Genomic DNA, 23,263 nt, shown 5'->3' on the forward strand with positions numbered 1-23,263 from the left:
AATGAATTTATCTATACTTATACCGCTTCTTAACGAAGAGGAGTCACTTACGGAACTATACACATGGATCATTAAAGTGATGAAATCTAACAATTACTCATATGAAATCATTTTTGTAGATGATGGTAGTACAGATAATTCTTGGAACATTATTGAAGGTTTTTCTAACGAAAACCCAAATGTAAAAGGCATTCGATTCATGAAGAACTTTGGTAAATCGCAAGCTTTACATGCTGGTTTTGCCAAAGCTAATGGTGATGTTATTATCACCATGGATGCCGATTTACAAGATAGTCCAGAAGAGATTCCTGGATTATTTGAAATGATTACTAACCAGAAATTTGATTTGGTTTCGGGTTGGAAAAAGAAACGTTACGACTCTGTTGTAGCAAAAAACCTACCATCAAAATTATTCAATTGGGCTGCCAGAAAAACTTCGGGTGTTGAATTAAATGATTTTAATTGCGGATTAAAAGCTTATAAAAATACTGTTGTTAAAAACATTGAAGTTTCCGGCGAAATGCACCGATACATCCCTGTTTTAGCAAAAAATGCTGGTTTTAATAAAATCGGTGAAAAAGTAGTACAACATCAGGCACGTAAGTATGGCGAAACTAAATTTGGTATGGAACGTTTTATTAACGGATTCCTTGACCTTATTACAATTTGGTTCCTTTCAAGATTTGGAAAAAGACCTATGCACTTATTTGGCGCCATTGGCTCACTTATGTTCATAATTGGTTTTTTACTGGCTGGTTATATCGGAGTATCTAAATTATACCATATGTATATGGGAATGCGCTATAACTTGGTAACGAGTAACCCTTGGTTCTTTATCGCATTAACAACTATGATATTAGGAACTCAATTATTTCTTGCTGGTTTCTTGGGCGAAATTATTTTACGCACTAAAAACAACGAGGAACGCTATAAAATAGCCAATCAAGTTAATCTATAACATAAACCCTAGCCCTGATAACAGCGGCATCCTTTATGTTTTTTCTTTAAAAACATAAAGATATAGCGAATAGCAGGAGATTGCTTCAAGAGATTGTAACAACTCCTCAAATCGCACCATTTTTTTGACTTACAATTTAAAATAATATACAAATGAATATAGCACCAAACATTTTAACTGCTGTAAACGAATGGCTGACGCCAGCATTTGACAATGAAACACAAGAGGCGATTAAAGAGATGATGACAACATCACCTAAAGATCTTGAAGAAAGTTTTTATAAAAATTTAGAATTCGGTACTGGTGGAATGCGCGGTATTATGGGTGTTGGTAGCAACCGAATCAACAAATACACACTTGGAAGAAATACACAGGGACTTTCTGATTACATGCATAAGGTTTTCCCTAACCAAACTCTAAAAGTAGCAATCGCTTACGATTGCCGTCACAATAGCAACACTCTTGCTAAAATCGTTGCTGATGTTTTCTCTGCAAATGGAATTCATGTTTATTTATTTTCAGACATGCGTCCGACTCCAGAATTATCTTTTGCTCTTAAATATTTAGGTTGCCAATGTGGTATTGTACTTACTGCATCACACAATCCACCTGAATATAATGGATATAAAGTATATTGGGAAGACGGCGGGCAAATTGTTCCTCCTCAAGATGCAGAAATTATTGCCATGATTGAGAGCTTAGATTATGCTAAAATCAAATTTCATGCTAATGAGAAATTAATTGAATATATAGACAAAGAAATCGACAACGCTTTCATCAAGTCGTCTATTGAAAACGCTAGTTTTAATACTCCGGCTAAAGCTAAAGAAGATTTACAAATCGTTTTTACATCTTTACATGGAACTTCTATAAAATCAATCCCTCCTACTTTATCACAAGCGGGTTACACTAGTGTACATATTGTACCTGAGCAAGCTGTTCCAAATGGTGATTTCCCTACTGTAAAATCCCCTAATCCAGAAGAGCCTGAAGCACTAACAATGGCATTGGTATTGGCTGATAAAACAAATTCAGATATTGTTGTTGGTACTGACCCTGACTGTGATCGTCTAGGAGTTGCTGTTCGTAATAATGAAGGGAAAATGATTTTGCTAAACGGAAATCAAACCATGATATTAATGACTTCCTTCTTATTACAAGAATGGAAAAAAGCTGGCAAAATTAACGGAAAACAATTTATAGGATCAACTATTGTTTCGACTCCTATGATGATGGAACTTGCAACAAGCTATGATGTTGAATGCAAAATAGGCTTGACAGGATTTAAATGGATTGCCAAAATGATTAAAGATTTCCCTGAACTTGAATTTATAGGTGGTGGAGAAGAAAGTTTTGGTTTTATGGTTGGTGATGCTGTTCGTGATAAAGATGCCGTTGCTGCTACTTTATTAATTTGCGAAATGGCTGCTCAAGCAAAAGCAAACGGAAGTTCTGTTTACAAAGAACTCTTGAAGCTTTATGTTGAACACGGATTTTACAAAGAACATTTGGTTGCCTTAACAAAAAAAGGAATAGAAGGATTAGAAGAAATTAATCAAATGATGATTAATCTACGTGAAAACCCTGTAAAAGAAATAGACGGTCAAAGAGTAATAATGGTAGAAGATTACCAATCTTCTACAGCATTAAACTTATTGAGTGGTGAAGTATCTGAAATGACTATCCCTAAATCAAATGTGTTAATCTATTATACTGAAGATGGCTCTAAAATTTGCGCTAGACCAAGTGGAACAGAGCCAAAAATCAAATTTTACATTAGCGTAAATACTGAGTTGCATGCTGTAGAAGATTTTGATGCAACTGAAGCAATTTTAGATAAAAAGATAAAAAACATTATCACTGCAATGCAATTGAATTAATTTTTTTTATTTCTAACCTCTTAAAGTTGATTTAAAAAATAAAAACATCTTGAATGAATAATTTCAAAAGAATATTTCCTTTTATATTTCCTTATAAAAGATACGCATACATGAATATTTTATTTAATATTCTTTATGCCTTATTTAGCACGCTTTCGTTTATGGCATTAATTCCTATGATTCAGGTTTTATTTGACCAAACAAAAAGAAACACCACTATACCTGTTTACAAAGGGCTTTGGGAGTTGAAAGATTATGCTGAAAATTACTTAAGCTACTTCATCACACAAGCAACTGACAATTATGGTGTAGGATACACCCTATCTATAATGGTAGCTGTGATTATTTCGATATTTTTATTGAAAAACTTATGTGATTACCTCGCTATGTTTTTTATTACTTTCCTAAGAAATGGTGTTTTAAGAGATATGCGAAATGCGATGTACAAAAAAACACTTGAATTGCCTTTATCATTTTTCTCAGAAAAAAGAAAAGGTGATGTTATCTCTCGTATTGCAGGTGATGTTAACGAAGTACAAACTTCATTTCTTGCCATTCTAGAGCTTATCGTAAAAGAGCCTCTTACTATTGTATTTACAATTATTGCAATGCTTGCAATAAGCCCACAATTAACTCTTTTTGTTTTTATTTTCATTCCTGTTTCTGGGTATATAATATCATTGATAGGAAAACAATTAAAGAAACAATCAACAAAGGCTCAGCAAGAACAAGGAACATTTTTATCTACTATTGAAGAAACTTTAGGGGGATTAAAAGTGGTAAAAGGATACAACTCTGAAAATTATTTCAATAGTGTTTTCCAAAACTCTACTCAGCGTTTCTTTAAATTATCAAACAGCATTGGTAATCGCCAAAACCTAGCTTCTCCTGCGAGTGAATTTATGGGAATCATGGTAATCGCAATTTTACTTTGGTATGGTGGTCAAATGGTTCTAATTGAAAAGACATTAAACGGTGCTTCATTCATCGCTTATATGGGATTAGCTTACAATATCCTTACACCTGCAAAAGCGATCTCTAAAGCTTCTTACGGCGTAAAAAGAGGAAATGCAGCAGCAGAGCGTGTATTAGAAATTCTTGATCAAGAAAACCCTATTACAAGCAAAGTTGATGCTATCGAAAAAGCCACTTTTGACTCTGATATAACAATCAAGAATATCAACTTTAAATATGAAAAAGAGAATGTACTAAAAGACTTTTCTCTTCAAATAAAAAAAGGACAAACTGTTGCTCTAGTTGGACAATCTGGAAGTGGAAAAAGTACCATTGCCAATCTCCTTACTCGTTTTTATGATGTAAACGAAGGCTCTATTTCAATTGACAATATTAATATAAAAGACATTTCTTTACACTCACTTCGTGATTTAACGGGATTAGTAACTCAAGATAGCATCTTGTTTAACGACACCATTAAAGCGAATATTTCATTAGGAAAACTTGATGCTAGCGATGAGGAGATTATTGAAGCCCTAAAAATTGCTAATGCTTTTGAATTTGTAAGCGAGTTACCTCTTGGTATTTACACCAACATTGGAGACAGTGGAAACAAACTTTCAGGTGGACAAAAACAACGTTTATCTATTGCTCGCGCTGTTTTAAAGAATCCTCCTATTATGATTCTTGACGAAGCAACATCTGCATTGGATACTGAAAGCGAAAAATTTGTACAAGTAGCCCTTGATAACATGATGCAAAATCGCACTTCAGTTGTTATCGCACACCGTTTATCTACTATCCAAAAAGCAGATCTGATTGTGGTTATGCAAAAAGGCAAAATTGTTGAGCAAGGAACTCATGAAAACCTAATAGCTTTAAACGGAACATATAATAAATTGGTTACTATGCAGTCGTTTGAATAATTTTTCATAAATTAGGTATACGTAAGATGTAAACCTGTTGAAAGTAAAGACAATTAACACATAGAAATATAATTCAAGGTGTTTCATTTTTCAAATAGTCTTATTGACTAACTTAAAATGAAACACCTTTTTTTGGCTTTATAAACTATGAATTAAAAACTCCTACAGCCCCAACGGATTAATATATACAAATACCTATGTATCGCCACAATTCAAACATTAACCTTCCTGAAGACCCTAATACAATAGTCTGGAAATACTTGGATTTATCCAAATTCCTAGACTTATTGATGTCTAAAAAGCTTTTTATGTCCCGTTCTGATAAATTTGAAGATCAGTATGAAGGCACCTTTAGCGAACCCACTTACGAAGAGATTAAAAAACTTGCTATAGACAATCCTGAATTTATAGATTACTACAAAATACACCGCGAGAAAGTAGCTATAAGCAGTTGGCATATCAATGAATACGAATCGTTTGCCATGTGGCAGATATTTACCCAAAATAACGAAGGATTAGCTATTCAATCTACTATTGGGAGGCTACAAAAAGCATTGAAACCTGAGGATAATTTTGATCAATATATAGGCGAAGTAAACTATATTGACTACAAGAAAGAATACATTCCTTTTGATGATTTATTCTTTCCGTTTTTATTTAAAAGAAAAAGTTTTCAGTACGAGCGTGAAGTACGCATAATTACAGATTCCTCCAAAAGCGACATTAAAATTAATGATGGATTAAGAGTTAATGTCAATCTTAAATATCTTATCGAAAAAATATACATTCACCCTAAATCAGAGAACTGGTACAAAAAATTGGTAACTGATTTAGTTCATAAACTAGGCTATGACTTTGATATAGAAAAGTCAGACCTTGAAAGCGATATTTTGATATAATTACATGTATTAAATTGGCTTATAACTAACCACTTTCCAATCTTTAGCCCCTAGGTTAATATAGTTATAATGCAAAACATCATTTTTATCAAACTGCCCATTTTTGTTAGTATCTTCAATGGTTCTGAAATACAAACGGTTTTTTGAATCTATAACATTCCAATCTATTAGCTCTTGAAAATCTTCAGAAACTTTAACAAATCGCTCTCCACTAATATCACTTAAATACAATGCTTTTATATCGCTAGTATCTAATTTCCCATCTTTATTAGTATCCATATCCACCATCGTATATACCATAACATGGTTATGAGTTTTATTGGCAATTGTTTTTAAATAGGTTGCGGTTTGAATTAAAACTGCTTTATCTGTCAATGGTCTTATGGAATCAGAATCTATCTTCTGGAATTTTAAATTTTGCAAATAACCCGTAATTTCATATTCACCGATATTTGAAATTGTAAAACTAATGTCATTTACACTCGATGAACCATAGCGTGCCTTAACACCTCTTTCATATACGCGTACATCTCCAACTGGATGAATCAAATAATCTGTTCCTTCCATCTGAATTGGCAAATCGGCAATTGCAACTTGTGTCGAATCGACTTTAGCAATTACTTTTGAAGCTGTTGAAGCGTCATAAGTAACCTTTGGTTTTTCGACTTCATTTTTGCAACTCACTAAAAGTAAAACAGAAAGGCTTATGATAGATATATGTAATTTTCTCATGTTCTTTTATTAAAAAATAATTTCAAATGTAATGAATTTTAAAAATGGTTCACCAGTTTGCAGTCAATTTATACATTCTAAACTAGCTTTTTCATTGGTTATTATAACCTAGCAGTTAATTTTATATTAAAAACTCTCGAAGTCATATAATTAGGAATTGCATATTGATTTTTAGAATACACATCACGAACCCAAGTATTTGTAATCGCATTTTTATTATCAAAAAGATTAAAAATCTCAAATCCTAATGACAATTCTTTAAACTCTTTAAAAAGTTTACTTTTTGCAACTCTATTATTATCAATAAAAACTTTAGAGAAACCAACATCGGCTCGACGGTAATCTTTTAATCTATTTTGATACAAATACGGATCTGAATACGAAGGTGAACCTCCAGGTAATCCTGTATTATAAACTAAATTCAAATACAATTTGACACTTGGTATATTAGGCATATAATCCTGAAACAAAAGTGCAAATTTTAATCGTTGATCAGTTGGTCTTGCTATATATCCTTTATTAGCATAATTCTCTTCGGTCTTTAAATATCCAAAGCTAAACCAAGATTCAGTTCCTGGTACAAACTCCCCATTTAATCTAAAATCCAATCCTTGTGCATAAGCTGTTGCATTATTATCAGCAGCATATCGAATTCTAACATTGTCTATTGTATAAACGTTTACATCTGATAATGTTTTATAATACAGCTCTGAAACAAGTTTAAATGGTCTATTCCACATTTTAAAACCATAATCATTACTTAAAACCACATGTACCGATTGCTGTGCTTTAGTATTTGGTAATACTTCGCCACTGGCATCACGCAATTCCCTATAAAAAGGCGGTTGATGATACAATCCCCCCGAAAGCCTAAAAACCATATCCATATCCCAATCTGGCTTTATAGCAAATTGCGCCCGCGGACTAATTACAAACTGGTTTTTACCCTCAACTATTCCTCCTGACACTTTCCAATCCTGAAAACGAACTCCAGCATTGTACCAAACCTCGCTAGATCCTAAATTTCCTTTTCGGCTCCATTGTGCATAACCTGAAAATCGGTTTATAGTATTAAAATTTATCGCTCTTACATTTTGATAAGGAAAAAGCGGACCAGTATAAGGTTCGTATGGTTGATTATTTTTAGGCAAATTTACAATTGGTGGATTTACCGAAAAACCTGCTGAATCAATTACCTCCCACTCTGCTACGCGGTCACGGATAGATTCGCGAGTATACTTCACTCCCCATTCTAAAAGATTTTCTTTCCAATTATAAATCCCTTTTAATTCGGCATTTACAATTAAAGCATCTAAATCATTTCGTGCATGATTTAATTGCGAACCAATTCCTTTAGTATAATTCACCTCTTGCAATACTACCGAACCATCACTATCTACCTCTCCTAAACGATATTGTGCCAAAATATCATAATGCTCTTGTTCTTGTGTATGAAATATAGAACCTATGAACTTTAAAGTAAAATCTGGAGAAATAGTGTATGTTGATTTTATCGCACCAAAATAAGTATCATACTTATCTCTTTCTTGCCCTTCATAATACACTGCAAGCGCCATTGGCTTATCGATTGTACCAAATTTAGTTTCTCGAGTTAATGGCTCATACAAATATTTATTTTGAGAAATAGCCCCTAGAAAACTCCATTGCCATTTTGCTGAAGCGAAATAATTGATGTTCGTTTGAATATCTGTATATGAAGGTCTATAATTCGTTTGTGTATCTTGACTGTTTACAAGCATGCTATTGTTTCGATAACGAACTCCTGTAATTGCCGACCATTTTTTGTTTTTAGAAACAGCATCAACAGCAACACTTCCTCCTAGTAAACTAGCCTCGAAAGATGCTCCAAACTGAGTTGGTTTTCGGTATGTAATATCTAATACTGACGATAATTTATCTCCAAATTTTGCTTGAAATCCTCCTGCTGAAAAATCAACATTCTGAACCAAATCGGTATTTGTAAAACTCAATCCCTCTTGTTGCCCCGAACGAATTAAAAACGGGCGATACACTTCGATCTCGTTTACATAAACAAGATTCTCATCATAATTCCCGCCACGAACTGCGTATTGCGTACTCAATTCGTTATTAGAATTTACTCCGGGTAAAGTTTTTAAAATATTTTCGATTCCAGCATTAGCACCTGGAATTTTCTTTATAGTGGTTTGATCTACGGTAGTGATTCCTTGTATCCTTTTTTTATTTGCCATGACAACAATCTCTCCCATTTGTTCGGCATAACTATTCATAACAGGATTAAAAACGAATATTTCATTCGGTTTTAAAGTCACTGTAATCGTCATCATTTTCTGCGAAACGTGAGTAAAAACAAGAATCACTTTTTTATTAGATGGAATCGAAATATCAAAAAAACCATCCGAATTAGACTGTGTTACATTTCCTGAGTGAGAAACATTTACATCAGTAACTGGAAAATTGCTTTCATTAAGAATTATTCCTTTTACTCGGGCATTTTGAGCAAGTGAAACAAAGCCAACACACAATAAAAGGGCAACAAATAGTAGGTTCTTCTTCAAACGTTATATTTTTATTTTATTTGACTTCTAAAAAAACGTGTCTCAAAGATAGCAGAATTCCCCACATTATCAACAACTTCTATTTTTAAATCATTCGCTCCTTCAGCAACAATACCGTCATCAAAGTCATGTGTTATTTTTTTTGTTTTATTATCATACTCAAACAAAATCCATTTTCCGTTCAAATACCCATTGTAGGATTTAATCCCCGACATACTATCACTAATTGTAAATTGAATTTTCTTTACATCACTTATCCACTTTCCTTCAATTGGTTTTGCAATACTAATTGTTGGCTTAATAGTATCCATCACCAATCCGAATTGTCCCAAAATTCTTGACTTTGCTGTATACACTGCTCCTTTACGCGATGTAGCGTTATAACTACTATTCTTTCCTGTAATTCTACCTATGTATACTTTGTCTTTAAGATTTTCAGGATATTTATCATCTTCAATAGTTATAGTAAAATTAGAATGCACGGGAACTGTATCGTCATGAATATAAATACGATCATTTTTTACATCAAAATTCAAATTAAAATCATCATAAAATGTTCCTGCTGGAAAAAATACTGACATATTGTTCTTAGAAAAATTAGCGTCTTTATTGTATTTCACCAAATAATCAGAAACTACAGGTGTTGGATTTACAACTACTGGTAATGAATTATACTGAACTGGAATATTAATTGTATTGGTATTTCCATAATAATCTGAAACCTCTACACGATATGCCGAAGCGAGATTTGGTACTATTGGAAGCACTCCATTAAGTGAATCTGTTTTAATAATACTCAAAGCAAAAGGTGTTTTCATAAACAGCTTTTGTACTCTTTGACCTGTTTTTTTATACCTAGGATAATCAATCAAAGCGTTTATATAACGCATTTCATCAAATGAGTAGGTATTAAACTGATATCCATAATTAGATTTTCCGTTGTAAAATGATTCTACTTTATAAACTCCATTCTTATTAAAAGACACATCATCGTAATCTACAGCAGTAATTCCAAAACCAATCTTACCATTTGCTGCAACACGATCTGATAGATAGGTGCCATCTTTTTGCAATGACATATTAAGCATTAACGGCACTTTCGATTGATTAACTGTTGTATTATCGTCAAGCGGATAAACATATAAATTTGAAACTACAGGCTTTCTAGTATCTTTTATATTTTTGTCAAAACCAAAAAACATTGGATTTATAACAAATTCTGTTTTTGAATCACGGAATTCAAAATGCAAATGCGGCCCTTCTGAAGATCCAGTATTCCCCGACAGTCCTATCAATTGCCCTTTGGTAACTGCCATTTCTCCTGGTTTCAAAAACATTTCAATTTCAAAAGATTTCTCTTTATAATGCGTCTGCTTGATATATTCCTGAATCGAACCAACCATACTTTGCAAATGGCCATATACAGATGTATATCCATTGGGATGGGTTATGTACAATGTTTTCCCATTGCCAAAAGTCGAAATTTTAATTCTTGAGATATACCCATCTGCCACAGCATACACTTTCAAACCTTCTCTTTGGTTTGTTTTTAAATCAAACCCAGCATGAAAATGATTCGGTCTTAACTCTCCAAAGTTCCCTGAAAGTTGCATCGGAATATCAAGAGGTGGTCTAAAGTAGTCTTTTGGATATTCTGTCTGAGCAGAAATAAAATTACAAAACAGCAAAAAAAGTACAGAATATTTCATGATTTACATTTTTGCTAAGATAAAAAAAACTTGGCAAAATATTTAGTAAAACTGCGAAATACAATACCTTGAATTCCATTAATTTGCTATTTTTAATGCAAAAAAATCGATAAAATATTGCATTAATAAAAAGGAATACTAACTTTGTATGATTAAGTAATGAATAGGATTTATAATGAGTGTAATTGCCGAAATAATTGATACTCTTGAATATAAAGTAGAAAAACTTTTTGCGAAGCTAAAAGGTTTAGAAAAGAACAATCAAGAACTAAAGTCAGAATTAATAGAGGCTAAACAGACTATACAAAGACAATCCGAGGAGATTGAGGGCTTGAAAAAGCAGTATGAAACACTCAAAATCGCCAATTCTTTACTTGGCAGTAACGATAATAAAAGAGATACAAAGCTTAAAATAAATTCATTAATTCGTGAAATTGATCACTGTATAGCACAACTATCAGACTAGTAATAACATGGACGAAAAGCTTAAAATTAAAATATCAATCGCTGACAGAGTTTACCCATTAACGGTAGATCTCTCACAGGAAGAAGGCCTTAGAAGTGCTTCTAAAAAAATTGATGTGATGATAAAGCAATTTGAAGAAAACTATGCTGTTCGTGACAAACAGGACGTTTTAGCCATGTGTGCATTGCAATTTGCCTCGCAAGTAGAACAAAAACAAATTGATAAAGCAACTGATAGTGATGAAACTATCGAAAGAATTAAAAGATTAAATACCCTTTTAGATCAATATCTCGAAAATTAAACGTTCTTTACAGAAACTAAGATACTGCCTACATTAGTTCATATTTGGTAAACTCAACACTAACAATTTAGAATGAGCAAATCATCACTACTAAAGCATGCCACGCTTCGGCGAGGAAACTTGAACAGTGAGTTAGCTCAAAACTTGTCTTTTCGAGTTTATACAAGCAACCTAATGTAGGCTTTTTTATATATAAATTTTAATAACCATGGACAGTATAATAACGATCATTATTTCAGGAATCATAGGTATTGCAGCAGGTTTTGGAATAGCCAAAATCATTGAAAAAAGCAATATTTCTAATTTAATCAAAAATTCAAAAAAAGAAGCAGCATCAATTTTAAAAGATGCTAATCTAGAAGCCGAAAACATTAAGAAAGACAAAATACTTCAAGCTAAAGAGCGTTTTATTGAATTAAAATCAGAGCACGAACAAGTAATTCTTTCAAGAGATAAAAAAGTAGCAGAAGTAGAAAAAAGAGTTCGAGACAAAGAATCTCAAGTTTCTAATGAATTATCAAAAGCTAAAAAGACTAATGATGATTACGAAGCTAAAACACAAGAATACAATACTAAAATTGAAGTTTTAGACAAAAAACAAGCCGAAGTAGATAAATTACACAAAAGTCAATTACAGCAATTAGAAGTAATTTCAGGACTTTCTGCTGAAGAAGCTAAGAACCAATTAATGGAAGGTTTAAAAGCTGAAGCAAAAAGTAATGCTATGTCGCATATTCAAGATACTATTGAAGAGGCTAAACTTACTGCTCAACAAGAAGCTAAAAAAATCATCATCAATACAATTCAAAGAGTTGGAACAGAAGAAGCAGTTGAAAACTGTGTATCTGTGTTTAACATAGAATCTGATGATGTAAAAGGAAGAATTATTGGACGTGAAGGTAGAAACATTCGTGCGCTTGAAGCTGCAACTGGTGTTGAAATCATTGTAGATGATACCCCTGAAGCAATTATCCTTTCTTGTTTTGACCCTGTACGTAGAGAAATTGCTCGTTTGGCATTACACAAATTAGTTACAGATGGTCGTATTCACCCAGCACGTATTGAAGAAGTAGTAGCTAAAACTGCTAAACAAATTGATGATGAAATCATTGAAGTAGGTAAACGTACAGTTATCGACTTAGGAATTCACGGTTTACACCCTGAATTAATAAAAGTTGTTGGACGTATGAAATACCGTTCTTCTTACGGTCAAAACTTATTACAACACTCTAGAGAAGTATCTAAATTGTGTGGTATTATGGCTGCCGAATTAGGATTAAACGTAAAACTAGCAAAAAGAGCTGGTTTACTACATGATATTGGTAAAGTTCCAGATACTGAAAGTGATTTACCTCACGCATTATTAGGAATGCAATGGGCTGAGAAATACGGTGAGAAAGAAGAAGTTTGTAATGCAATTGGTGCGCATCACGACGAAATCGAAATGAAATCACTATTATCACCAATCGTTCAGGTTTGTGATGCTATTTCTGGTGCAAGACCTGGTGCAAGAAGACAAGTATTAGATTCTTACATCCAACGTTTAAAAGATCTTGAAGAAGTTGCTTACGGATTTAATGGAGTAAAAAACGCCTATGCTATTCAAGCTGGTAGAGAACTTCGTGTAATTGTAGAAAGCGAAAAAGTATCTGATGATAATGCTGCAAGTTTATCATTTGATATCTCTCAAAAAATACAAACTGAAATGACTTATCCTGGTCAAGTTAAAGTAACAGTGATTAGAGAAACTAGAGCAGTAAATATTGCTAAATAATTCTCTTCTTATATATAAAAAAAGCTCATCTATCGATGAGCTTTTTTTATGCCTTTTTTTAAAGTTGAACCTTGAAAACTCTTTCTAAAATTTTTTGGAGTGTTTTATCTATAAAATAGAGTACATACTCAATGTGTTTTAAGCTTACCTAGCAATCTTTGTCCCTTTGAACCTTTGTTACTCTGAACCTTTGAACCTTTATCAGCCCACTATAAATCATCATTAAAAACAATTTTAAAAACAGTTCCCTCTCCAACAACACTTTCTACAGAAACCTCTCCTTTCATTGATTCTATCTGATTCTTGGTAATATACAAACCAATTCCACGCGCTTCTTTATGTTTATGAAACGTTTTATACATTCCGAATATCAAGTCACCATATAGCTCTAAATCAATTCCGATACCGTTATCTTTAATTTTTAAAGCTTTCCGACCATCAGGTTCAATCGCAAAAATAAATTCAATTACAGGGTCTCTATCAGGATGTGCATATTTAATTGCATTAGTTGTAAAATTCAACAATACACTTTCTAGATAAGCTGGATTAAAACTAATCGTTACATAATCAGGCACACTATTGAGTATTGTAATTTTTGTTTTACTACTAAAGGCCTTTATTATAGAAACCGTTTTATCTATACTATAACTTAGCTTAAGTGGTTTTATAACAATATTCAAATTACTCTGAATCTGCACAATCTGCGTTAAATTAGAAATTGTATCATTTAAATCATTAGAAACAGTTCGTAAATGAACCAACATTTCATCAATAGTTTCTCTACTGTGATCGTCATCTATAAAATCAAGAATACTTTTAATATTCCCTGCTTGTGTATTTAAATTATGCGAAACAATATGTGAGAAATTAAGCAATCGACTGTTTTGATCACTAAACAACTTCATCGTTTTTATGAGCTCCAATTCTTTCTCTTTCTGATAAGAAATGTCTGTGTGCGTACCTAAGACACGCAGTGGTTTTCCGTTTATATCTCTTTCAATAACCTTACCTCTATCTAATATCCATTTGTACTTACCGCTAGACGTTAGTACACGATGGTAATTTTCATAAAACGGCACCTTATTATCAAAATGCTCTTGAATATCTGAGTAATATTTTGGCAAATCATCTGGATGGACAATTTTATCCCAACGTTCTGGATCATCAAAAATATCATTGGATTCCAATTCTAAAATCTTCAAAGACAAAGATGAATAAAAAACCCTATTAGTCACCATATCCCAATCCCAGACCCCTACAGTAGAAGCATCTAAAGCAAATTGAAAACGCTCTTCTGATAATTTAAGTTTCAGTTCTTGATCTTTCAAATCTGTTACATCCGAAATACGCCCATAAAAACTAACCTGCCCCTCTGGAGAACCTTCAGATTTTGAACAAACTCTCAACCAACGAATTCCTTTCTTAGGCAAAACTACTCGAAATTCTAATTCCCAAGGCGTTAAGCTTTTTCTAGCTATAGAAAGCGAACTAATAAATGTATGTTGATCTTCGGGATGCACTCTTCCGTAAATAAAAAATTTACTTCGATTAGAAAATTCAGTTGTAGACAACTCAAATATTTCTTCCATAGACTTACTTACCAAAGGAAAGGTATAGGTATTATCGATATCGACAACAAATTGAAAAATTAAGTCAGGGATCTCAGCAAATAATTTTTTGTAAAAATTATTCAACTTCTGACAATTCTCATCTTCATATAAATCAAAAACCATAATCATGTTTGTGTAAGTTGTCTATTTTATTTAAAACAGAACAAAATTGATACTATTATTTAAGGCTTAAAAAAACACAACAAAAATTCGTTTTTTATTTCTTATTATAAGTATGAGAGTAAATTCTCTTTATTACAAACAATATAGCTCCAAGATATTATTTTTTTTTAAGACAAAAACAAAATCTTATAAAAATTTTTAACAAAAACAGCTATCTTCTAGGATGAAAAGCATGAATTACTTGCGTTAAATACGTTCTGTCCAGATGAACATATATTTCGGTTGTGGTAATTGATTCATGCCCTAACATTAATTGTATCGATCGTAAATCGGCACCATTTTCAAGCAAATGTGTAGCAAAAGAATGCCTTAAAGTATGTGGACTTATATTTTTATTTAACCCTATTTTAAATGCCAAATCCTTAATGATAGTAAAAATCATCGCTCTGGTTAACTGACTCCCTCTTCTATTAAGAAATAAAGTGTCTTCATGACCTTTTTTAATATTTAAATGAAGCCGAACCGAATTGACATAAATTAAAATATATTTTTGAGTCGATTCTCCAATAGGCACAAAACGTTCTTTGTTTCCTTTTCCAGTTATTTTTATGAATCCTTCTTCAAAAAACAAATCAGATATTTTTAAAGCTACCAATTCCGAAACTCGAAGTCCACAGCCATATAAAGTTTCTAGCATGGCACGATTTCGCTCTCCTTCATTCGAACTCAAATCGATTGCTGCAATAAGTGAATCAATATCATCAACAGATAAGGTATCGGGTAATTTCCTTCCTGTCTTTGGAGACTCTATAAGTTCCAAAGGATTGCTATTACGATAATCTTCAAAAATTAAATAATTAAAAAAACTTTTCAAACCTGAAATGATACGAGCTTGAGAACGTGCATTCACTTCTTTGGAAACGGAATAAATAAATTGCTGAATCGTTTCTTCACTAATTTTTAAGGGAGAAATTTCTATTTGGTTCTGAGCCAAAAAAAGACACAAACGCTCTATATCAAAAGCATAATTTTCGATTGTGTTTTTAGATAAACCACGTTCTATCCTAAGATAGGATTGATAATCTTTTATATATCTATTCCAGTTCATACCTACAAAGTAAAACATTTTCCGCATAAAAAAAACCTTCTACTGTGGTAGAAGGCTTTTAAATTATATTTTTAATTTTAAAAATTACAGTTTATAACTGAATCCAACATTGATTGAAGAAACTGTTCCTCCATCAGCAGAAATTCCTTTATAAGCAGCATAAACTTCAAACTTTTCTGTTTGGTAACCAAATTTTGGCTGATAGATAACTCCACCGTCTCCATCTCCACTACCTGCATAAATTGCATATCCTAAATTTATCAGCAATAGAATATTGTGCTGTAGCTGCAACTGGAATAAAACCAGCCGCATCTCCTTTAATCTTATACGAATTAAAACCATCTGAAAAAGTATAAGATTTAGCCAAATAAGTAGTATAACCTGTAGTTGCTCCTGCACTGAATTTATCAGCTATGTTCCATAAGTAAGCAACATCAGCACCTAAATTTACAGAAAACGAGTCTTTAAAATCTCCCATAGGCAAACCAACGTGTGCTCCTACTTTGAAATGACCATCTTGTGCATTTGCAAATCCAAATGCTAAAACCGCAATAATTGATAAAGTAATTTTTTTCATTTTTTATATTTAGTTAAAATTTAGGAGGCAAACGTAAAAAACAAGCTTTTAAATACCAAAAAACTATATTAAAAAATCAAAAAACAAAGCACAAAACCTTTTCCTTTTAAACCTGTACAATAACACCTTACGCCATATTATTACTGCTTTTCTCACTAAATCAAATAAATAAAATTGAATTATTTTGTGTAAAAAAATTAACATAAAAAAACCTATAAATTAATTCCAGATAATAGTTTTAGGTATCTTCCACACATAAAAAAAGCCCTTAAATAATAATTATTTAAGGGCTTTAAAATTGTAAAAAGTAAAACTAAGAATACTTAACGTATCCGATTAGTTATTAGAATTTGTATCCTACTGATAAAGAGAAAACACTGTTTTTAAGTTTAGAATTATCACCTTCTTCATTTTTAGCGATATTAGATAAACCTAAGTTATATCTAGCTCCAACAGAAAGATTTTCAGTAAAGTCATAACCAGCTCCAAAGTTTACACCAAAATCAATTGATTTATAGAAATCTTTTATGTCTTCATTAGAACCACCAGACATTTTACCTTTAGCACTTACAAGAAAACCAATTTGTGGTCCAGCTTCTAAGCTAAATTTTTCAGCAACATAATATTTTGCCATAACTGGCACATTGATGTAAGCCAATTTAACTGTAAAATCAGTAGAAATAACTTCCATAGTATCAAAGTCAAAGTCACTTGTTTTTTCTTTAGCACCTTGAGTAGAGTACAAAAGCTCAGGTTGGATAGAAAACTTGTCAGATAATTTAATTTCAGCGAAACCACCTACGTGGAAACCTACTTTTGAAGAAACATCTTCAACATCTCCTGTTAAAGTAGAAACGTTTAATCCTGCTTTTGCACCAAATTTAACTTCTTGTGCATTTGCAAATCCAAATGCTAAAACCGCAACAATTGATAAAGTAATTTTTTTCATTTTTTTGTTTATGTTAAAATTTATGCGGCAAACGTAGATAAGTGGCACCAAAATTCCAATAATAAGGATAAAAAAAACCAAATTATGTTAAAACCCACCAAGCAAATAAGTCACACACATACAGTTCACAATCACACGATTAATAGTTTTTCTCTCACTAAATTTAGTGAGGGTATTTTTATTTTTTTAACACTAAAAATTAACCTTAAAAAACTTATAAAATAAAAAAAGCCCCTCATGATTAACATGAAAGGCTTACTAAAACTTACTTATAATTTTCTAGAAATGTAGTGCGAAACCAATTTGAAATTGCAACGCATCTTTTCCAGTACCATAATCATCATTTAAGGTAACATTATAACGAACACCTGGCTCCACTGAAATGTTATTCCCTACAAACCAAGCATATCCTCCTTGAAATCCGATGTATGATGGATTTTCATCAGCATCTTTAATACTAGCTCCTGTATAAGAAACTTCTAAAGGGAATTTGTTTAGTAAATAATATTTTGCTCCAACTTTATAAGAGAAAATTTCACTTCCAAAATCACCACCATTATCTCCATAACCTAATCCTCCTTTAACAGCAAGGTTATCCATTACAAAATATCCTCCTTCTGCACCAATGTTCCAAGCAGTATCACCGTCTTCATTCCATAATCCAAATGAGGTGCTACCGTTTCCAAGTGAACCAAAACCAGTGTTTGCTTCAATAAGCCACTTCCCTTTTGCTGTTTGCTCTTGTGCATTAGCAAAAGTAAATCCTAAAACTGTTAATACAGTTAAAATAATTTTTTTCATGTTTGTGTTATTATAATATTATTATTACAAACATACACAAACTTTAATATAAAATACTACAAAAGTAAAATAACATGCAAATCCTATAAAAAAAATGCCAATAAATATAAATTAGAACTAATAATAGCATGTATTTTTGCTCATGAACAAACAAATTTGCTGATGATAATTTAATACGAAAGACCTGAGTCTTTTAAATTATTTAAGCAATATTTGTAATTTATAAACGTTTTATCTACAGAAAAATCAATCAAATCGTTAAAAGAAAATTTATGAAAAAATTAATTTTAGTAGCTGTACTGTTCATAGCAACATCAGCAACAATGAATGCTCAATTTTTACAAATTGGAGCAAAAGCGGGGGTAAACTTTGCAAATCTAAATGGAACAGACATTCAAACTGATGCGATAACAAGCTATCATGCTGGTTTAGTAGCCGAAATTAAATTATTGGATAGATTCTCAATTCAACCTGAGCTTTTGTACTCTACACAAGGAGCAACTTATAAAAATGCCTTTGGTGAATTTAAAGATGAATTAGGTTATTTATCTATCCCAGTAATGGCAAAAATTTATTTGAGTGATGCATTCAGTCTTGAGGTAGGTCCACAAGCTTCTTTTCTTTTAAGTCAAAAGAATGATTTTGATGTAAAAGATGCTAAAACATTTGACTTTGCTCTTGCTGCTGGATTAGGTTTTAAAATCACAAAAAACATTTTTGTTCAAGGTCGTTATGGCTTAGGATTAACAGAAATATCAAAAGAAGCGAAAGCTAAAAACTCTGTTTTCCAACTTTCTGCTGGATTCATGTTCTAAAAAATAATATCACATACTTTTATCAAAACCGTTCTATTTATTGGAACGGTTTTTTTATTTTTACACAGTTAGTATAATGTTTTCTCTGAGATATAAAATGAATTCAAATACTAATCAATAATACATTAAATTACACTAAATGAAAATCATCATTATAAACGGACCTAATTTGAATCTTTTAGGAAAAAGAGAACCTGAAGTTTACGGATCTCAAACTTTTGAAGACTACTTTGCGACATTACAAAATTCTTTCCCAAATATCGAGCTAAGCTATTATCAAAGTAATATTGAAGGAGAATTAATAGGCAAAATACAAGAGTTTGGCTTTACTTATGATGCAATAATTTTAAATGCTGGTGCATATACACATACTTCTATTGGTATTGGTGATGCTATAAAAGCGATTACAACTCCTGTTATAGAAGTTCATATATCTAATACTTATGCACGCGAAAGTTTCCGTCACCAATCATATATATCTGGAAATGCCAAAGGTGTAATTCTTGGTTTTGGCCTAAAAAGTTATGAGCTTGCCATACGCTCTTTTTTATAGTTAAAAGACTATAAATAGTTTAACATAGTTTTAATATGTTCATTATTAAGTTCTTCTATTTTTGGAACAAGAAATGAACTTATTTATGAAAAACTCTATTTTATTTACTTTTTTATTATTTTCTATTTCAAATTTCGCCCAGATAAAAGGCACAGTTTCGGATGAAAACGGAAATCCTCTACCGTTTGTTTCTATCTTTGAGGAAAACACATACAATAGTACTACCTCTAACGAACAAGGAAAATACCAACTCCATGTAAAAGAAATTGGTAAGAATAAAATCGTATTTCAGTATTTAGGATTTAAATCTCAAAAACTAACTATCTCAAATACTTCTTTGACCTCTTATACCTTAGATGTTAAATTACAACAAGAAAATTTTACGCTTAATGAAGTAATCATTAATCCTAAAGACAATCCTGCAAATGACATTATAAAAAATGCTATTGCTAATAAAAAAGAAAATGCAGAAAAAACAGGGCGTTATACTGCTGACTTCTACTCTAAGGGTTTATTTAAAATAAAGGATTTGCCTAAAAAAATAATGGGTATGAAGGTAGATATCGGAGAAGAAATGGCATCTAATCTTGACTCTACCGGGACTGGGATTTTATACCTATCTGAAACTATTTCTAAAATTACATTTGAGAAACCTAATAATTTAAAAGAGAAAATTATTGCCTCTAAGATATCTGGAAACAACAAAGGTTTTAGTTATAATACTGCCAGTTTATCTACTTATGATTTTTACAACAATACTTTAAAATTTGGTGTAAATATGATCTCGCCTATTGCAGACAATGCCTTCAATTATTACAAATACAAACTTGAAGGAACATTCTTTGACGAAAACAATAAGGAAATCAATAAAATAAAAGTTATCCCAAAACGTGATAAAGAACCTGTTTTTGAAGGCTATATTTATATTATAGATGATAGTTTTGCTATTTATGCTGTTGATCTTGACATCAAAGGATATAGAATTAAAAATGAGTTTACACAAATAATGAATCTAAAACAAAGTTTTAGCTATAACTCCAAAAATAAATTATGGGCTAAAAATGCTCAAAGCTTATCTTTTACAGCAGGAGCTTTTGGCATACAATTTACTGGTAATTTTAATTATGTATATACTAATTATGAGTTTCCAACATCTTTTGAAAAGAAAACGTTCTCTAATGAAATAGTAAGTTTTGAAACTAATGCAAATAAAAAAGACGACTCCTATTGGAATACTATTCGTCCAATTCCTTTAACAATCGAGGAAAGTACCGATTACACCAAGAAAGACAGCTTACAAACCATACGAACTTCTAGAAAATACACCGACTCTATCGATGCTAAAAACAACAAGTTTAAAGTTTCTGATGCAATACTCGGATACCAGCACAAGAATACTTTCGAGAAGCATACTTTTAATTATAATGGTTTGTTAGATTTGAGTGCACTTAGTTTTAATACCGTACAAGGTTTTAATGTCGGCACTGGTTTTTCATATAAAAAATGGAATGATGAAAAAGGCAAAGAAACTTTAATAAGTACAGGAATCAACTACGGATTTTCGGATCAAAGATTACGTGTAACGGGAGAATTCAAGCATACTTTTAATCGTCAAAATTACGCAACTATTTCGGCTTCAGGAGGAACTAAGGTAAAACAGTTTAATAGCAGTGAACCAATTAGTAAGTTCATTAATTCAGTTAGTTCTTTATTCTTCAAGGACAACTACATGAAAGTTTACAATCTTGAATTTGCCCAACTATCCTATTCCCAAAATATTGCTAATGGCATAGCCTTGAATGCAAAAATTGCCTACGAACAACGTAAACCGCTCTTTAACACAACTGATTATTCTTTCTTTAATAAAGACGATTTATACTCTTCTAACAATCCACTTGCGCCAAATGATTTTGAAAATTCTCCATTTGAGAAGCATCATTTAATAAAAACCAATCTAACTACAAGAATCAATTTTGGTAATAAATACATTTCAAGACCTGACGGAAAATACAATGTTAGAAATGATAAATACCCTACATTGTACTTAGGTTACGAAAAAGGATTGGCTGCCAGTGAGAAAAAATATGAATTTGACCACCTAAATGCTGCCGTTCGATATGATTTAGCGCTAGGAAACAAAGGGCTTTTAGGAATCAACATTAAAGCGGGTAAATTTTTCAATGCAGAGAATATTGCCTTTATGGATTACAAACACTTTAATGGTAATCAAACTCACATTGGCCAAGCCAGTCGCTATTTAAATGTTTTTAACCTGCTACCCTATTATAGCAACAGCACAAATGACAGCTATTTTGAGGTTCATATGGAGCATAATGACAATGGTTATATCATGAATAAAATTCCGTTATTAAATAAGCTTAAATCAACTTTAAATATCGGCTTCCACTCTCTTGAAATTCCGAATGCAAAACCATATTCTGAATTTACAATTGGATTAGATAATCTTGGTTTTGGAAAATTTAGAATGCTTCGTGTAGATTATGTGCATTCTTACCAAAACGGAATAGAACAGAATGGTGTTGTTTTTGGATTAAAATTTCTTAATATTTTAGAGTAATTTCACTAAAGCTACTTATAAAAAATCCGTTTATTCTCTTAAAGAATAAACGGATTTTTATATTAAGTAATAAAACTTAGCTCCTCAAAACCTTTACAACTTATAAACTTAAATACTAATTATAATCATCTGGCTCTATATGAATTAAAACATTTCCTAATTGAGGAATTCTCTCTTTTAGAGTATCTTGCAATTTATGTGATAAATCATGTCCTTCTTTTACCGAAATTTTGGCCGATACTATAGCGTGAAGATCTACATGATATTTCATTCCTGCTTTACGGATAAAACATTTTTCGGTTCCTAATATACCCACAACGGTCAATGATTCAATTCGGATTTCTTCTACTAAATCATCATTAAGACTTTCGTCCATTATTTCGCCAAGTGCTGGTCTAAAAATTTTATAGCTATTGTACAAAATAAAGAATGCAGCAAAAAGCGCTGCCCAATCATCTGCTGCTTCATATCCTTTTCCCATAAACAGTGCTATCGAAATCCCGATAAATGCAGCTACTGATGTAATTGCATCACTACGATGATGCCAAGCATCTGCAGCTAATGAGGAACTATTGGTTTGTTTGCTACGTTTCATTACCAATCGAAAAGAATATTCTTTCCATACGATAATTGCTCCCAAAACATATAATGTCCACGATTTTGGTAAATCATGTGGGTTTTGGATGTTAGCAATACTTTCGTACCCAATAATTGTTGCCGATGTAATTAAGAACCCAACAACCAAAAAGGTTATTAATGGTTCTGCACGTCCATGACCATAAGGATGATTTTCATCAGCAGGTCTGCTTGAATATTTGATTCCGAATAAAACCAAAAAAGATGAAAATATATCTGTAGTTGACTCTATTGCATCAGCTATTAGAGCATAAGAATTGCCAAAAAAACCTGCCAAGCCTTTTATAATGGCCAAGCAGGTGTTTCCGACTATACTAAAGTATGTAGCTTTTATAGCTTTTTCTTCATTCGTCATT

General features: G+C 31.9%; 20 protein-coding genes. 10 read left to right on the forward strand and 10 right to left on the reverse strand.

Translation table 11 applies throughout. The features are described 5' to 3' along the window. Position 1: 1 nt before the first annotated feature. The 4 genes from LNQ49_RS08025 to LNQ49_RS08040 all read left to right on the forward strand — a co-directional run bounded on the left by LNQ49_RS08025 (position 2) and on the right by LNQ49_RS08040 (position 5,617). Entirely contained in the window at positions 2-958 is a 957-nt protein-coding gene (locus tag LNQ49_RS08025) for a glycosyltransferase family 2 protein (protein ID WP_229988134.1), read from the forward strand. Positions 959-1,110: 152 nt separating this feature from the next. Then, entirely contained in the window at positions 1,111-2,838 is a 1,728-nt protein-coding gene (locus LNQ49_RS08030; RefSeq protein WP_229988135.1) for a phospho-sugar mutase, read from the forward strand. Positions 2,839-2,891: 53 nt separating this feature from the next. Beyond that, complete coding sequence (locus LNQ49_RS08035; RefSeq protein WP_229988136.1) at positions 2,892-4,718, forward strand: ABC transporter ATP-binding protein; 1,827 nt, start codon at positions 2,892-2,894, stop codon at positions 4,716-4,718. Positions 4,719-4,915: 197 nt separating this feature from the next. Beyond that, positions 4,916-5,617 (forward strand): hypothetical protein, encoded by a 702-nt coding sequence (locus LNQ49_RS08040; protein WP_229988137.1) that lies wholly within the window; start codon positions 4,916-4,918, stop codon positions 5,615-5,617. A gap of 9 nt (positions 5,618-5,626) precedes the next feature. On the opposite strand, the gene LNQ49_RS08045 is transcribed toward LNQ49_RS08040, so the two are convergent. The 3 genes from LNQ49_RS08045 to LNQ49_RS08055 all read right to left on the reverse strand — a co-directional run bounded on the left by LNQ49_RS08045 (position 5,627) and on the right by LNQ49_RS08055 (position 10,616). Beyond that, complete coding sequence (locus LNQ49_RS08045) at positions 5,627-6,349, reverse strand: hypothetical protein (protein WP_229988138.1); 723 nt, start codon at positions 6,347-6,349, stop codon at positions 5,627-5,629. Positions 6,350-6,450: 101 nt separating this feature from the next. Continuing rightward, the gene (locus tag LNQ49_RS08050; protein WP_229988139.1) at positions 6,451-8,907 is read right to left on the reverse strand and encodes a TonB-dependent receptor; all 2,457 of its coding nucleotides are present in this window, start codon (positions 8,905-8,907) and stop codon (positions 6,451-6,453) included. Positions 8,908-8,918: 11 nt separating this feature from the next. Further along, on the reverse strand, positions 8,919-10,616 hold the full coding sequence (locus LNQ49_RS08055; protein ID WP_229988140.1) for a M23 family metallopeptidase: 1,698 nt from the start codon (positions 10,614-10,616) through the stop codon (positions 8,919-8,921). Between the two features lie 175 nt (positions 10,617-10,791). Here LNQ49_RS08055 and LNQ49_RS08060 point away from each other — a divergent pair, with 175 nt between their 5' ends. From LNQ49_RS08060 to rny, 3 genes are all read left to right on the forward strand, one after another. After that, positions 10,792-11,082 (forward strand): hypothetical protein, encoded by a 291-nt coding sequence (locus LNQ49_RS08060; protein ID WP_229988141.1) that lies wholly within the window; start codon positions 10,792-10,794, stop codon positions 11,080-11,082. Between the two features lie 7 nt (positions 11,083-11,089). Continuing rightward, entirely contained in the window at positions 11,090-11,383 is a 294-nt protein-coding gene (locus tag LNQ49_RS08065) for a cell division protein ZapA (RefSeq protein WP_229988142.1), read from the forward strand. Between the two features lie 208 nt (positions 11,384-11,591). Continuing rightward, positions 11,592-13,157, forward strand: a complete 1,566-nt coding sequence (gene rny / locus LNQ49_RS08070) for a ribonuclease Y (RefSeq protein WP_229988143.1) — start codon at positions 11,592-11,594, stop codon at positions 13,155-13,157. A 209-nt stretch (positions 13,158-13,366) separates the two neighbouring features. Here rny and LNQ49_RS08075 read toward each other — a convergent pair whose 3' ends face one another. From LNQ49_RS08075 to LNQ49_RS08100, 6 genes are all read right to left on the reverse strand, one after another. Continuing rightward, the gene (locus tag LNQ49_RS08075; protein WP_229988144.1) at positions 13,367-14,890 is read right to left on the reverse strand and encodes a PAS domain-containing sensor histidine kinase; all 1,524 of its coding nucleotides are present in this window, start codon (positions 14,888-14,890) and stop codon (positions 13,367-13,369) included. 211 nt (positions 14,891-15,101) lie between these two features. Further along, on the reverse strand, positions 15,102-15,998 hold the full coding sequence (gene xerD / locus LNQ49_RS08080; protein ID WP_229988145.1) for a site-specific tyrosine recombinase XerD: 897 nt from the start codon (positions 15,996-15,998) through the stop codon (positions 15,102-15,104). An 84-nt stretch (positions 15,999-16,082) separates the two neighbouring features. Continuing rightward, a complete protein-coding gene (locus tag LNQ49_RS08085; RefSeq protein WP_229988146.1) occupies positions 16,083-16,265 on the reverse strand; it encodes a hypothetical protein in 183 nt (60 codons plus the stop codon). Further along, positions 16,228-16,575, reverse strand: a complete 348-nt coding sequence (locus tag LNQ49_RS08090) for a hypothetical protein (protein ID WP_229988147.1) — start codon at positions 16,573-16,575, stop codon at positions 16,228-16,230. Before LNQ49_RS08090 ends, LNQ49_RS08085 begins: the two co-directional genes overlap by 38 nt. A 343-nt stretch (positions 16,576-16,918) precedes the next feature. Beyond that, positions 16,919-17,524: a porin family protein gene (locus tag LNQ49_RS08095; protein ID WP_229988148.1), complete on the reverse strand. Its 606-nt coding sequence runs from the start codon at positions 17,522-17,524 to the stop codon at positions 16,919-16,921. A gap of 279 nt (positions 17,525-17,803) precedes the next feature. Then, positions 17,804-18,325, reverse strand: a complete 522-nt coding sequence (locus LNQ49_RS08100) for a porin family protein (RefSeq protein ID WP_229988149.1) — start codon at positions 18,323-18,325, stop codon at positions 17,804-17,806. A 272-nt stretch (positions 18,326-18,597) separates the two neighbouring features. Between LNQ49_RS08100 and LNQ49_RS08105 the strand changes: the two genes are divergently transcribed. The 3 genes from LNQ49_RS08105 to LNQ49_RS08115 all read left to right on the forward strand — a co-directional run bounded on the left by LNQ49_RS08105 (position 18,598) and on the right by LNQ49_RS08115 (position 22,271). Next, a complete protein-coding gene (locus LNQ49_RS08105) occupies positions 18,598-19,140 on the forward strand; it encodes a porin family protein (protein WP_229988150.1) in 543 nt (180 codons plus the stop codon). 139 nt (positions 19,141-19,279) lie between these two features. Next, positions 19,280-19,693: a type II 3-dehydroquinate dehydratase gene (aroQ, locus tag LNQ49_RS08110; protein WP_229988151.1), complete on the forward strand. Its 414-nt coding sequence runs from the start codon at positions 19,280-19,282 to the stop codon at positions 19,691-19,693. Positions 19,694-19,778: 85 nt separating this feature from the next. Next, on the forward strand, positions 19,779-22,271 hold the full coding sequence (locus LNQ49_RS08115; protein WP_229988152.1) for a DUF5686 and carboxypeptidase regulatory-like domain-containing protein: 2,493 nt from the start codon (positions 19,779-19,781) through the stop codon (positions 22,269-22,271). A 115-nt stretch (positions 22,272-22,386) separates the two neighbouring features. On the opposite strand, the gene LNQ49_RS08120 is transcribed toward LNQ49_RS08115, so the two are convergent. Beyond that, positions 22,387-23,262, reverse strand: coding sequence for a cation diffusion facilitator family transporter (locus tag LNQ49_RS08120; RefSeq protein ID WP_229988153.1), 876 nt, complete (start codon positions 23,260-23,262; stop codon positions 22,387-22,389). Between the last annotated feature and the right edge of the window lies 1 nt (position 23,263).

The organism is Flavobacterium pisciphilum, assembly GCF_020905345.1.
GTDB classification, from domain to species: domain Bacteria; phylum Bacteroidota; class Bacteroidia; order Flavobacteriales; family Flavobacteriaceae; genus Flavobacterium; species Flavobacterium pisciphilum.